We start from the raw sequence: 12,355 nt of genomic DNA, 5'->3' as shown, positions 1-12,355 counted from the left end.
GGATACGCGTGCGGGGCCGGTGTTCGGCCGTGCGCCGGCCGGCCGGGGCGGGCAACTAGGATGGCCGCATGGCAGGCAGCGTACGGCGCAGAATGGGCGTCGAGGAGCGACGTGAGCAGCTCATCACGGTCGCCCTCGAACTGTTCGCGCACCGGCGCCCGGAAGACGTGTCGATCGACGAGATCGCCGAACGCGCCGGCATCTCCCGGCCGCTGGTGTACCACTACTTCCCCGGCAAGCAGAGCCTGTACGAGGCGGCGTTGCGGCGCGCCGCCGACGAGTTGAGCGACCGGTTCGTCGAGCCGCCCGAGGGGCCGCTGGCCGAACGCCTGTTGCGCGTCATGGGGCGCTTCTTCGACTTCGTCGAGGACCACGGCCCCGGCTTCTCGGCCCTGATGCGCGGCGGCCCGGCCGCCGCCGTGGGCACCACCGGCGCCACCGGCACCGATCAGGGGCCCGCGATCAGCAACACCCGGGCCACCATCGACGACGTACGGCAGGCCGCGTACGAGCAGATCCTCACGCACCTCGAAGTCGAGCGGCCCTCCGAGCGGCTGTCGCTGGTGGTCAGGTCGTGGGTGTCGCTGGCCGAGACGACCGCCCTGCTCTGGCTCGACGGGCAGGCGGTGCCGCGGACCGAACTCGAAGTCCAGCTCGTGTACGACTTCGCGGCGCTGGCCGCGGTGAGCGCCGTCCACGACGCGGAGCTGGCCGCACTGGTCCGCCGCATGCTGGAGCAGGAGCCACCGGACGGCCACTTCGCCGATCTGGTGGCCCATCTCATCACGCTGATCCCGCCCGGCTGACCGGACGGCTGCGGGCGGCTGCACCGGGGGCCCGTGACCGGCCCGGCGGGGCCAGCGGGGAGCGACGGGGCGGTGAACTGGCGGTTGCGCCCCGTGTCGTTGACCGCCGGATGCCTGTTCGACGCCGAGTTGTCAGACACCGGCGGTAGCGTCTCTTCCGTGACCACGCACGCAACACCTCCGAACCCGCTCCACACCCTGGCGTCCGACCCGACGGGCCGTTCTCTGGGCCTCGATTTCGACCTGCCGCCGGGGACCCTGCACCGACTGACGGTGGACGGCCCGTGGCACGAGCCGCTGCTGTGGCGCGCCACCGAGCCCGCCACGGAGGAGTCGTGGCGGCAACTGCTGCCCGCGCTGAAGGCGGCGGGGCTGCACCCGGTGCTGCTGGGCGGGGCGCGGGAGAGCGACGGCGACCAGCCGTGGAACGAGGAGCTCGGGCCCGACCTGGCGACCAGCCCCGCGGCGTTCGACGCCGCCGAGCTGCTGGCCGACTGGTGGGCGGACAACACCGCCCCGGTGGAGGAGGACGCGGAGCAGCCGGCGGGCGCCGCGCCCCGGGCGGCCGGTTCGGACGGCGCGGCGCAGGCCGGTCCTGGCGATGACGCCGAGGGCCTCGCGGCGGACGAGCTGGCCGACGGCGAGGACGAGGGGTCCTGGCGCGCGGGCCGCGCCGCCGACCGGACGGCGGCGGCGCAGTCGGCCGCGGCCGACGAGGACGACGACGCGGTGACGCTCGCGCCGTACGGCACCGACTGGCCCGGCCTCGCGCCGGCCTCCCCCGCCGTGATCGACCCGGACGAGCGGGCGGCCGAGGTGGCCGCGGCCCTGGTGGAGTACGACATCCTCACCGCGCCCCGGATAGCCCTGGTGCCGGCCGGGCGCAGTGCGGACATCCTGGCGGCGATCGGCTGGCTCGGCCCGCTCAACTACGACGAGGACGCGGCCCCGTTCTCGGCCGTGCTGCGCTCCTGGGAGGAGCGGTTCGGGATACGCGTGGTGGCGCTGGAGTTCGACGTCCTGCACGTCTCGGTGCCGCACCCGCCGCGCACGCTGGAGGAGGCGCTGCCCATCGCCGCCGAACACTTCGCCTTCTGCCCCGACAACATCTGGCAGGACAGCGAGACCCTGACGAGGTACGCCGAGGAACACCTGGTGGGCAAGCACAACTGGTCGTTCTGGTGGGACTGAGGGGCTAGCGGGGGTGTGACCCAGATACGGGCCAAAGGGGCAATGAGTCGATCTTGAGGCCCTGCTGGGCGTCCGGGCTCACCTGGTGCTGTCGGCTTCCTCGGCGAGGATGCGGTAGACGGTGGCGACCGACGGGTGTGCGCCCTTGTTCTTGCCCGAGGTGATGACGAGCTTCTGGGCGATCTGCGGGACGGGGCCGCCGTTGGTCCGCAAAGACCGGGCGTAGGCGGCCATGTCGTCGTCGACCACCTTGGGCCTGCCGCCGTGTCGGCCGCGTTCGCGGGCGGATGCCTGGCCTTCGAGGGACTTCTCCCGGATGTTCTCCCGCTCGGACTCGGCCATGCCTGCGAAGAACGCGAACAGGGCGGCGCCGCGTCCGGACGGGTCGTAGCCGCCCCGGAGGGGGCCGGCGCGGAGTTCGAGTTCGATGTCGTGGTGGCGCAGGTCCTCGGCGATGGCCAGGAGTTCGGCGGCGCCGCGTCCGAGGCGCTTCATCTCGTGCACGGTGAAGATCACCCGCTGGTGAGGGACGGCCTTCTTGATGGTGCGGGCGAAGTCCATCGCCGGCTCGGCGAGCTGGGACATGTCGCAGAACCCATCGCGAGGGGCATCGTGCGAATGCTGTTTTGCGAGAGGTTGTGAGAACGAAGATCAAGGGCAAGACGGGCGAGGGCCCGCGATCTCTCAGAACTGCTCATTTCTGCGAAAGGAGTAGTTCGGACAGGCCGAGATGGCGGCGGAGTGCCTGTCGGCCGAGGAGGGTGACAGCGACGGCACGCGTGGTACCTATGGGAGTGATCCAGCCCGTGTCGAACGCGTGACGGCACAGGGCGGCGCCGACGGCGCCGGCCAGGTGGGGGCGGCGTTCGGTCCAGTCCAGGCATGACCGTACCGATGGTCGGCGCGTGCCGGTCGGGACGGTGATGCCGAGATCTTCGAGCCAGGTCGCTCCGGCGCTGGTGAGCCCGAGTCCGCGCTCCAGGTCCAGCAGCCTCCGGTCGAGCATCGCATCGGTGATGGCGACTCCGACGGTCCCGGCGAGGTGGTCGTAGCAGGTACGGGCGTGGGCGAGGGCCTGACGGCGGCCAGCCGCCGACAGGGAGCGGGGTGCCGGGGTGCGCTGGGGTGCCATGGAGGCGAGGCTCTCGATCAGCTCGGCTACGTGCGGACCGGCCAGACGCACGTAGCGGTGGCGGCCCTGCCGTTCCTCAGCCAGCAGGTTTCCGCGGACGAGCGCGTGCAGGTGCTCAGTCGCGGTCGAGGGCGCCACCCCCACGTGGCGCGCCAATTCCGTCGCTGTCCAAGCCCGACCGTCGAGCAGGGCCAGACAGAAACCCGCCCGCGTGCCATCGGCCAGAAGCTTTGCCACGGTAGCCAGGTCGGGACCGGCTACATGTGCACGCTGCGTGTCCATGCGGTCCATTGTCCCCCATGACACTTCGGCCCTGGCCGAAACAACCGGATCCTAGGCTTCTGGCCATGAACACGGCACCCCCCAGCACCCTGCCCGCACAGACAGTCGCCACCCACCTGGAGATCGAGCCGAGCATCCTGTACTTCGGGACGCCAGTGGTGCTCCTGTCGACAGAGAATCAGGACGGCTCGTTCAACCTTGCCCCGATATCATCCGCATGGGCCCTCGGGAAGACGGTTGTGATCGGACTGGGCCGTGAGGGGCAGACCGCGTACAACCTCGGCAGCCGCCCCGACCTGGTCATCAACCTGCCGGCCCCCGCCCAGTGGCCGGCCGTGGAGCGGCTGGCGCCACTGACCGGCCGGGATCCAGTGCCCTCCAGCAAGCCCAAGGGCTGCCGCTTCGAGCCCGACAAGTTCGCCGCCGCAGGCATGACCAGCGAGCCCTCCCATCGGGTCCGGCCGCCTCGCGTCGCCGGATGCCCGATTCAACTGGAGGCCCGTGCCGAACGGGTACAGCCGGACGTCTCCGGGGACTTCGTCATCGTCGAGGCAGCCGTGTGCAAAGTACACGCCGACTCCCGGATCGTCGTTCCGGGCACCGACCACATCGACCCCGCCGCATGGAGCCCCCTCATTTACAACTTCCGCCACTACTTCGGACTCGGCTCGGAACTCGGCCACTCCTACCGCACCCAGACACCCCGCAGCTCCGAGGGGCCTGCCGCAGAGCCCGCACTCGCCGACACAGCGCCCCACTGAGATCAGGCGGCCTGGCCGAAGCCGACGGCAGCAGGGCCCTGGTCCCGCAGCGGAGTGAAGTCGACGTCAAGCTTGGGGTCGTACGCGTCGGGCTGGATGCCGAGTTCGTGCGTGGAGTACTCGCCGAACCGGTTGATGTGCTCGGTCAGGTAGGGCGAGGTGTGGGCCAGGTCCTCCGGGGTGATATCTCAGCCCTCCTCCAGCACCTGACGGACGATCTGGGTCACTCGTAGCGGGTCAGCCGGCGCGGGGACGCCGCCGCCTTGCCGGCGGGGCGGGCGTCGGCGCGGGGGTGCGGGCGTCGATGTAGGGGCGGGCAGGGGGTCGGGCGTCGGCCGTCCCGCCCGTGTGGTCCATCCGTCCCGTACGTACCCACCGGGCCCGTGAGGTGGGAGCCTGGTGCCACGCGACGAAGGGGGCGGGCCATGGCCCAGAGCAAGGCCAAGATCAACATCAGTCTCGACGCCGAGCTGGTGGTCGAGGTGATGGTGTTGGCCGGGGTCGGGTCGCCGCAGGACGCCGTCGAGTTGGTGGTGCGCGACTACATCGCGCGCGGGCACCGCACGGAGGCGCGCGTCGAGTCCAGGGAACGGGCGTTGCGTGACGCCGAGGTGCAACCGCAGGAACCACAGGGCTGATCGGGCCGCTCACCTGCGCGTGCTGGGTGGTGGGTGGTGGGCAGTGGTGTCGGCGGTGGCCGCGCGCCGGGTCTGGTGGGCGATGCGGGGCGCGCCGGCAACGGCAACCGTCCGGCCCGGCGCGGGCGTCTTGTCCTGGGGCCGGTCCCGTGCCGGCGGCGGGGCGTCGGCACCGAGCGCGTGCCAGGTCCGGCAGGTGCAGCGAGCCCAGAAGGTGAGGTGTGCGGAGATGACCACCGTCCGCTGGGGAGGCGGCCCACCACGTCCCGCGCCACCGGGTGGCGGCCCGCTGCCACCGCAGCCCGGATCACCGCCACCAGCACCAGCACCAGCACCGACGCCACCGCCCCCAGGCGCCCCGGACCCCGGGGCCCGCCCGCGCGGTTGGCCCTCGGTCTTCCGGCTGCTGCTCCGGGTGCCGCCCGGTGCGCTGGTCTTCCTCCTTCCCGTACTGGTCCTGCTCTCCCCGTTCCTGGTGCTGTACGCGCTCGCGCGCAGCGCCCGCCTCACCGCGTGGCGCGTCTTCGTCCGCACCGCAGCCCCGGTCCCCGTCCTTGACCCGACCATGGCGCGGCTCAGGCGGCTCAGGACGTGGGCCGCGGTCGGGTGCTCGATCGCGGTGTTCGCGGTCTTCGGCAACATGGCAGAGGTGGGCCAGGAACTGTCGGCCCACTGGGTCGCGTTGGCGCTCACGCCCTGGCTGCTCATCGTCAGCGGGCCGGTCGTACTCGGCGTCCTCATCTGGTGTGCGCCGCCGGCCCGCCGCCCCGCCATGCGCGCCGCGCTCCGCGGCCCGCTGCGCCAACTGGGCCTCTTCTTCGGCTCGTTGGCGATGGTGCCGGCCCTGTTCTTCGGTCTCGACCTGGCCAACCCCTCCCATGTGGGCGGTTCCTTGGGAACGTTGCTGGTGCTCGCGAGCGTCGCCGTCTGCGTCTGGTCGGTCTTCCTGTTCCTGTTCGCCTCGGCCACCGTCGTCCGTACCGGCTTCGGCGTGGCCGCCGTCCACCCCGCCGCCCCGGCGCTGCTGACCTCCGTCCTGGTCTGGGAACTCGCCGCCATCGGCGGTCTGCCCGGCGGCCCGCCCGTCATCGCGTACGTCTTCCTCGTCGGCGGCCCGGCCACCGTGACGGCCCTCGCGCACTGGGAGGTCCGCCGGCTGCGCACCCGGTACGGCGTACGGCTGCGCGGTTGAGCGTGGGGCGGGGCCGTCGGGCGGCGGGTCCCGGTCCCGCCGCCGTCCCGCCGCGGCCCGGTGCCAGCCGCGCCGGCCGCGCCACCGCGCCCGGCGTCCTCACCGTCTCGCCGCGCTCACACCGCCCACCACACCGCCGTATCGGCGGGCAGTTCGCGCAGGCCCCCCGCCGCGGGGGCGAGTTCGGCGCTGGAGACGAGGACGGGGCCGGGCTCGGGCAGCGCAATGGGGCGTGCGGTGGTGTTGACCGTGCACTGCACGCTGCCCTGGGGCGCCGTGCGCTGGAAGGAGAGCACCCCGTCGGGGGCCGGTAGCCACTGGACCGCGTCGCCCGCGCCCAGCGCCGGCTGCTCGCGCCGTACCGTCAGCGCCCGCCGGTACAGCTCCAGCGTCGAAAGCGGGTCCCCGGTCTGCGCGGCCACGCTCAACGCGGCCCAGTCCGCCGGCTGCGGCAGCCAACTCGGGCCGCCCGGCTCGGGCCCGAAGCCGTACGGCGGGGCCCCGCCCGACCAGGGCAGCGGCACCCGGCAGCCGTCGCGCAGCCCGTCCTGCCCGGTGCCGCGCCGGAACGAGGGGTCCTGCCGCACCTCGTCGGGAAGGTCGGTGACCTCGGGCAGTCCGAGCTCCTCGCCCTGGTAGAGGTAGGCCGAGCCGGGCAGCGCCAGCATCAGCAGGGTCGCGGCCCTGGCCCGCCGCAGGCCCTGCCCGGGGTCCTGGTCGGCGTAGCGGGTCGCGTGTCGTACGACGTCGTGGTTGGAGAGCACCCAGGTGGTGGCGGCGCCGACCGGGCGCATCGCGTCCAGCGAGGCGTCGATGACGGTGCGCAGCGCGGCGGCGTCCCACTCGGCGGCGAGGAAGTGGAAGTTGAACGCCTGGTGGAGCTCGTCGGGGCGCAGGTAGCGGGCGGTGCGCTCGGCGCTCGGGGTCCATGCCTCGGCGACCCCGATGCGCTGGCCCGGGTACTCGTCGAGGACCGCGCGCCAACTCCGGTAGACGGCGTGCACCCCGTCCTGGTCGAAGAAGGGCAGCGGCTCGTTGCCGAGCAGCTTGAGTTGGCCGCTGTGGCCGACGTCCGGCAGTCCGGCGGCCTTGACCAGCCCGTGCGCCACGTCGATGCGGAAGCCGTCGATGCCCAGGTCGAGCCAGAACCGCAGGATCGAACGGAACTCGTCGTGCACGGCCGGGTGGTCCCAGTTGAAGTCGGGCTGCTCCGGCGCGAACAGGTGCAGGTACCAGTCACCCGGGCTGCCGTCCGGGTCGGTGGTGCGCGTCCAGGCGGGCCCGCCGAAGATGGACTCCCAGTCGTTGGGCGGCAGTTGGCCGTCCGGGCCCTTGCCCGGCCGGAAGTGGAAGCGGTCGCGCAGCGCGGACCCCGGCCCCTCCCGCAGTGCCCGCCGGAACCAGGCGTGCTGGTCGGAACAGTGGTTGGGCACCAGGTCCACGATCACCCGCAGGTCCAGGGCGTGGGCGCGGTCGATGACGGCCTCGGCGTCGGCGATGGTGCCGAACATGGGGTCGATGGCCCGGTAGTCGGCGACGTCGTACCCGGCGTCGGCCTGCGGCGACGCGTAGAAGGGGCTGAGCCAGACGGCGTCGACGCCGAGGTCCCGCAGGTACGGCAGCCGGCGGCGGACGCCCTCCAGGTCGCCCATGCCGTCGCCGTCGGCGTCGGCGAAGCTGCGCGGATAGACCTGGTAGATGACGGCGTCGCGCCACCAGTCGCGGTGCCGCCCGCCGGTCGCCGCGGACCGGCTGGCGGCCTTCGGTGCGGAGTCGGTGCGCTGGGCCGGCCGGGTGTCCTGGTCGGGCCCGGCGTCCTGGGCGGCTCCCGCGGGCCGGTCGGCTCCGGCGCTCGGGTCGGCTCCGGCAGGCAGGTCGGATGCGGCGGGCAGGTCGGTGGGTGCCGTACCGGGAGGGGCGGCGAGGTGCTCGGTCATGTCATCCCTGGAGTGTTCGGGTACGGGGCGGCGCGGCCCGGCCGCTGGGGCCGGTGGCTGGCCGCGGGGCTGCCCGGCGGCCAGCGGCGCGGGTCGCACGCCGCTTGCGGCCGGGCTGGGGTGGTCGGTGCGTGGATGGGGCGATGGGGGTGAGGCGATGGGGGGTGGGCCGGCTGTGGGTGGACCGGCGCAACGGATCGGGCCCGGCCGGCTCTGCCCGGGTGGCCCGGTTCCGGAAGGACCGGCGCCCGGCGCGTGGGCTTCCGGCCGGGCCTGCCCCGCGGGCCGGGCCCCGACCGGAAGGCCCCGGCGGTAGGGCCCCGGAGCAGAGCCGGGGTGGCGGGGCCCGGGTGGCGGGGCCCGTGGACCGGTTACGGGTGGGCCGGTCCCGTGGGCCCTGGTCGGGTGAACCTGCGCGGGTGGGCCGGTTCCCGGTGGGCCGCCGGTGGGCGGGGGCCGCGCGGGTCCGCGGGCGGGCGCCGTGGCCCCGCGGCGCCCGGTGGGTCGTCTCTCGGGTCGTGGTCGGGTAGGGAATCGCCGGTCGGGGGTCGAGCGGGTGGGTACGGGGCGGTCACGGCCGCCGGCGCCGGGGGCCGGGCGGCGACGCTGCCGCGCGGCGGTCTCGTTCCTCTCGGTGTGCCTGCCGCCCGCGCCGCCGGGCCGCAGCCGCACCCGGTCGGACCCGCACGCGCCCGCCCGGCCGGCCCGGCCCCGTACCGGCGGTGCGGGCGGGAGGGGACGGCGGCCCCACTCCTGGCACCGGACTGGCGAGGAACGTAACAGGGCCGCAAGACGACGGAAAGAGCTTGCGGGATTTTTCCATCGCACCCGTGAAGGGCCGCCCCCATGCGCCCATCCGACAGCTCCAGCACGCCCTTGACAGGCAGGTGAGCGGGGCATCGCGACACCCGCGCCGGGCCGCGCCAGCCGTGGGCGATGATGCAAGTTCTTGCAGAAAAGCCATCTGGGAGCGGGAGCCCCGCGGGCGCCCGCAGCGACCGGGACCGTGCTGCGCCGGGCCTCCGCCGACCGGTACAGTCCCAGGTCATGACCGCACGGCTCGCTGACATCGCAGCCCAGGCGGGGGTCAGCGAGGCCACCGTGAGCCGGGTGCTCAACGAGAAGCCCGGCGTGGCCGAGGCCACCCGGGCCAGTGTGCTCGCCGCCCTCGACGTGCTCGGCTACGAGCGCCCGCCGCGGCTGCGCCGGCGCAACGCCGGGCTCGTCGGGCTGATCACTCCCGAGCTGGAGAACCCGATCTTCCCCGCGCTCACCCAGGTCATCGGGCAGGCCCTCACCCGCCAGGGCTACACGCCGGTACTGGCCACCCAGACGGCCGGCGGCCCCACCGAGGACGAGCTGACCGAGATGCTGCTCGACCGCGGCGTGGCCGGCCTGATCGTGGTGTCGGGGCTGCACGCGGACACCACCGCCGACATGCGCCGCTACGCCAGGCTGCGGGCCCGGGGCCTGCCGCTGGTGCTGGTGGACGGGTACGCGCCGGCGGTGCGGGCGCCGTTCATCTCCCCCGACGACCGGGCCGCGATGGAGTTGGCCATCACCCATCTGGCGGCGCTCGGGCACCGACGGATCGGGCTGGCGCTCGGCCCGCGCCGGTTCGTACCGGTCCAGCGCAAGATCGAGGGGTTCCAGCGCGGCATGCGGCAGCGGCTCGGGCTGACCGCCGAGGAGTGCGCGGAGCTCGTCGAACACTCGCTGTACACCCTGGAGGGCGGCCGGGCCGCCGGCGGCACGCTGCTCGACCGGGGCGTGACGGCGGTGGTGTGCGCCAGCGACATGATGGCGCTCGGCACGGTGCGGGCGGCCAGGGAACGCGGGCTGCGGGTGCCGCAGGAGGTGTCGGTCGTCGGCTTCGACGACTCGCCCCTGATCGCCTTCACCGACCCGCCACTGACCACGGTCCGCAAACCGGTACGGGCCATGGGGCAGGCCGCGGTGCGGGCCCTCCTGGAGGAGATCGGCGGCGGACACCCCACCCAGCCGCCCGACGCCGCCGGCACCCCGCTGCACAGCGAGTTCGTCTTCCTCCCGGAGTTGGTCGTACGGGGATCGACGGCGCCGGCCCCAGCCGGCCCGCGCGCCCCTGCCGAACCGCTCCGCTAGCGCCCTGAGCGGCGCAGATCCGACCGACGCGGGGCCTGGCGGGCGGGCGACGTCTGGCAGACTGGGTGTCTATGGGTGAAGCGATTCTGAGGACCCCGGACGACCGGACGGCAGCTCTCCCGCCACCCATGGAGGAGCGCGCGGAGCCCCGCCCGCCGGCCGCCCCCACCCGGCTGGCCAGGCTGCGGGCGCCGCGCAGGCCACGCCTGTGGTTCGAGATCCTGCTGATCGCCGTCAGCTACTGGACGTACTCGCTCATCCGCAACGCCGTCCCCACCCAGCAGGCCACCGCGCTGCGCAACGCCGACTGGATCTGGGACGCCGAACAGCACATCGGGCTGGCCATCGAGCGCGGCGTCAACCACGGCGTCAACTCGGTGACCTGGCTGATCGTGGGGATGAACTACTACTACGCCACGCTGCACTTCGTGGTGACCATCGGCGTGCTGGTGTGGCTCTACCGCTGGCACCCGGGCCGGTACGCGGCGGTGCGGCTGGTGCTCTTCGCGACCACCGCGGTGGCCCTGGTCGGCTTCTACTTCTTCCCGCTGGCCCCGCCCCGGCTGATGCCGGACATGGACTTCATCGACACCGTCATCGTCCACCACACCTGGGGCTCGCTGGCCTCCGGGAACCTGTCGGAGGTCTCCAACCAGTACGCGGCCATGCCGTCCATGCACATCGGCTGGTCGACCTGGTGCGGCATCACGATCGCCGCGCTGGCCGGGCCGCGCTGGGTCAAGGCACTGGGCGTGCTCTACCCGGTGGCGACCCTGGTGGTGATCGTCGCCACCGCCAACCACTTCTGGCTGGACGCCGTCGGCGGCCTGATCTGCCTGGCCTTCGGCTTCGCCGTCACCGCCGCCTGGTACGCGTCGTCGCCGTACCGGCTGCCGCAGCACATCGCGCACGCGGGCGCGCGCACCGCGACCCGGCACGGCGCCCCGACGGCGGCGGGCACGGAAGCGGGTACGGACCCGCGCCCGACCTCGGCCCCGGCCGCCACAGCCCCCGCCGCGACCCCGGCCCCAGCTCCGGGCCCGGCTGACCCTCCCAAGCCCGAGCCCGGCTCTCCGCTCGTCCCGCCGGCGGCTCCGCCAGGGGGCGACGCGGCTCAGGCGCCCCGGCCCGCTCCCGCAGCCGACCCGGGACCGACCTCGACCGCGCCCGGCACGGCGGCCACCGCGGGCGCCCCGGTGCCGGCCGACGACGGCGACGGCCCGCCGCACACCTCCTGACCAGGTCCCCGCGCGCGGCCCGCCCCGGGGTCCGCGCCCCGGCTCACCCCGCGTAGTCGTAGAACAGCCGCTCCATCACCGCGCGGGCGCGGCGCGTGGTGCGGCGGTAGTCGTCGACCATTTCGCCGACGTGGCCCGGCTCGTAGCCCAGGTAGCGGCCGACGGCGGCCAGCTCGCGGCCGTCGGCCGGGAAGGTGTCGCCGGGTCGGCCGCGGACCAGCATCACCGCGTTGCGCACCCGGGTGGCCAACACCCACGCCTCGTCCAAGGTCTGTGCGTCGTCGGTGTCCAGCAGCCCGGCGGCGTGCGCGGCGGCCAGCGCGACCCGGGTGCGGGTGGTGCGCAGCCCCGGCTCGGACCAGCCGTGCCGCAGTTGCAGCAGTTGCACCGTCCACTCGACGTCGGAGAGGCCGCCGCGGCCGAGCTTGGTGTGCGTGGTGGGGTCGGCGCCGCGGGGCAACCGTTCGGACTCCATCCGCGCCTTGAGCCGGCGGATCTCGCGTACGGCGTCCTCGCCGATGCCGTCCACCGGGTACCGCAGCGGGTCGATGAGCTCGATGAAGCGCTCCCCCAGGTCGGCGTCGCCGGCCACCGGCTCGGCCCGCAGCAGCGCCTGGCTCTCCCACACCTTGGCCCAGCGCCGGTAGTAGGCGGCGTACGAGGCCAGGGTGCGCACCAGCGGGCCGGACTTGCCCTCCGGGCGCAGGTCGGCGTCGATCAGCAACGGCGGGTCGGTGGTGGGGAGTTGGAGCAGCCGGCGCATCTCGTTGGCGACGGCGAACGCCGCCCGCGCGGCCTCCTGCTCGTCGACGCCCGGGCGCGGCTCGTGGACGAAGAGCACGTCGGCGTCGGAGCCGTAGCCCAGTTCGTGGCCGCCGAAGCGGCCCATGCCGATCACCGCGAACCGGGTGGGCAGGGTGTCGCCCCAGGTGTCGCGGACGGCGGCGCGCAGCGCACCGGCGAGGGTGGCCGCGTTGATGTCGGAGAGCGCGGAGCCGACCGCGTCGGCCGCGGAGCCGGCGTCCAAACCGGCCGGTGGGGCGCCGCCGGGGGG

Annotated in this window: 10 protein-coding genes and 1 pseudogene; 7 read left to right on the top strand and 4 right to left on the bottom strand. The window is 74.1% G+C overall.

Features of this window, described 5'->3' with window-relative positions:
- Window positions 1–68: 68 nt before the first annotated feature.
- On the top strand, window positions 69–806 hold the full coding sequence (locus ACMA1D_RS25800; RefSeq protein ID WP_414726394.1) for a TetR/AcrR family transcriptional regulator: 738 nt from the start codon (window positions 69–71) through the stop codon (window positions 804–806).
- Between the two features lie 159 nt (window positions 807–965).
- On the top strand, window positions 966–1,997 hold the full coding sequence (locus ACMA1D_RS25795; RefSeq protein ID WP_414726393.1) for a DUF4253 domain-containing protein: 1,032 nt from the start codon (window positions 966–968) through the stop codon (window positions 1,995–1,997).
- Window positions 1,998–2,075: 78 nt separating this feature from the next.
- Here the strand turns inward: ACMA1D_RS25795 and ACMA1D_RS25790 are convergent, their stop codons facing one another.
- Together ACMA1D_RS25790 and ACMA1D_RS25785 are read right to left on the bottom strand one after the other, a co-directional pair.
- On the bottom strand, window positions 2,076–2,582 hold the full coding sequence (locus ACMA1D_RS25790) for a recombinase family protein (RefSeq protein ID WP_414726392.1): 507 nt from the start codon (window positions 2,580–2,582) through the stop codon (window positions 2,076–2,078).
- A 109-nt stretch (window positions 2,583–2,691) separates the two neighbouring features.
- Window positions 2,692–3,420: an ArsR/SmtB family transcription factor gene (locus ACMA1D_RS25785; RefSeq protein ID WP_414726391.1), complete on the bottom strand. Its 729-nt coding sequence runs from the start codon at window positions 3,418–3,420 to the stop codon at window positions 2,692–2,694.
- Between the two features lie 56 nt (window positions 3,421–3,476).
- Here ACMA1D_RS25785 and ACMA1D_RS25780 point away from each other — a divergent pair, with 56 nt between their 5' ends.
- The 3 genes from ACMA1D_RS25780 (at window position 3,477) to ACMA1D_RS25770 (ending at window position 6,002) form a co-directional block, all read left to right on the top strand.
- Window positions 3,477–4,172 carry a flavin reductase family protein gene (locus tag ACMA1D_RS25780; protein WP_358671213.1) on the top strand — a complete coding sequence of 232 codons (696 nt, stop codon included), beginning with the start codon at window positions 3,477–3,479 and terminating at the stop codon, window positions 4,170–4,172.
- A 425-nt stretch (window positions 4,173–4,597) separates the two neighbouring features.
- Window positions 4,598–4,810 carry a type II toxin-antitoxin system VapB family antitoxin gene (locus tag ACMA1D_RS25775; RefSeq protein WP_414726390.1) on the top strand — a complete coding sequence of 71 codons (213 nt, stop codon included), beginning with the start codon at window positions 4,598–4,600 and terminating at the stop codon, window positions 4,808–4,810.
- Window positions 4,811–5,225: 415 nt separating this feature from the next.
- Entirely contained in the window at window positions 5,226–6,002 is a 777-nt protein-coding gene (locus tag ACMA1D_RS25770; protein ID WP_414726389.1) for a hypothetical protein, read from the top strand.
- Window positions 6,003–6,118: 116 nt separating this feature from the next.
- On the opposite strand, the gene ACMA1D_RS25765 is transcribed toward ACMA1D_RS25770, so the two are convergent.
- Window positions 6,119–7,939: an alpha-amylase family glycosyl hydrolase gene (locus tag ACMA1D_RS25765; protein WP_414726388.1), complete on the bottom strand. Its 1,821-nt coding sequence runs from the start codon at window positions 7,937–7,939 to the stop codon at window positions 6,119–6,121.
- A gap of 1,047 nt (window positions 7,940–8,986) precedes the next feature.
- Here ACMA1D_RS25765 and ACMA1D_RS25760 point away from each other — a divergent pair.
- Both ACMA1D_RS25760 and ACMA1D_RS25755 read left to right on the top strand, forming a co-directional pair.
- Window positions 8,987–10,063, top strand: a complete 1,077-nt coding sequence (locus ACMA1D_RS25760; RefSeq protein ID WP_414726387.1) for a LacI family DNA-binding transcriptional regulator — start codon at window positions 8,987–8,989, stop codon at window positions 10,061–10,063.
- Window positions 10,064–10,191: 128 nt separating this feature from the next.
- On the top strand, window positions 10,192–11,301 hold the full coding sequence (locus ACMA1D_RS25755) for a phosphatase PAP2 family protein (protein ID WP_414726386.1): 1,110 nt from the start codon (window positions 10,192–10,194) through the stop codon (window positions 11,299–11,301).
- A gap of 43 nt (window positions 11,302–11,344) precedes the next feature.
- On the opposite strand, the pseudogene ACMA1D_RS25750 reads toward ACMA1D_RS25755, so the two are convergent.
- A pseudogene (locus ACMA1D_RS25750) lies at window positions 11,345–12,355 on the bottom strand (bifunctional glutamine-synthetase adenylyltransferase/deadenyltransferase); the annotation flags it as partial.

Origin of the sequence: Streptomyces sp. 796.1 (assembly GCF_047525675.1) — a bacterium.
Lineage (GTDB): Bacteria > Actinomycetota > Actinomycetes > Streptomycetales > Streptomycetaceae > Streptomyces.
The sequence above is the reverse complement of the archived record's forward strand: the minus strand, read 5'-3'. Positions and strand labels throughout refer to the sequence as shown.